Origin of the sequence: Actinomadura napierensis (assembly GCF_039529375.1) — a bacterium.
GTDB classification, from domain to species: Bacteria; Actinomycetota; Actinomycetes; order Streptosporangiales; family Streptosporangiaceae; genus Spirillospora; species Spirillospora napierensis.
The window spans coordinates 1-563 of record NZ_BAAAMR010000385.1; the positions used below are offsets into that span (position 1 = coordinate 1).

At 43.3% G+C, this 563-nt stretch carries 1 protein-coding gene; it reads left to right on the top strand.

All coding sequences use genetic code 11. The annotated features are described in order from the left end of the window. Positions 1 to 563 (top strand): efflux RND transporter permease subunit (locus ABD296_RS50065; protein WP_344285746.1); only part of this gene is annotated, 563 nt, incomplete at both ends.

Sequence of the window (563 nt, forward strand, 5' to 3'; positions counted from 1 at the left end):
GTAACAGTTACTAAATCTGGTGCGAGCTTCTTGCAAGTTATTGCATTCTATTCACCAGATAACAACCTGTCAGACTCTGACATTAAAGACTACGTAAACTCGTCAATTAAAGAACCGCTTAGCCGTGTTGCCGGTGTTGGTGAGGTACAGGTCTTCGGTGGCTCATACGCAATGCGTATCTGGCTTGATCCAGCTAAATTAACAAGCTATCAACTTACTCCTAGTGATATTGCAACTGCCTTACAAGCGCAGAACTCGCAAGTTGCCGTAGGTCAGTTAGGTGGTGCTCCGGCTGTACAAGGTCAAGTTCTTAACGCAACAGTAAATGCACAAAGCTTATTGCAGACTCCTGAACAGTTTAAAAATATCTTCTTAAAGAACACAGCATCAGGTGCTGAGGTTCGATTAAAAGATGTTGCTCGCGTAGAATTAGGTTCGGATAACTATCAATTCGACTCGAAGTTTAACGGTAAACCGGCAGCTGGTCTTGCAATTAAAATTGCAAGAGGTGCTAACGCAATCGACACAGCCGAAGAAGTTGAACAACGGTTATCTGAACTACG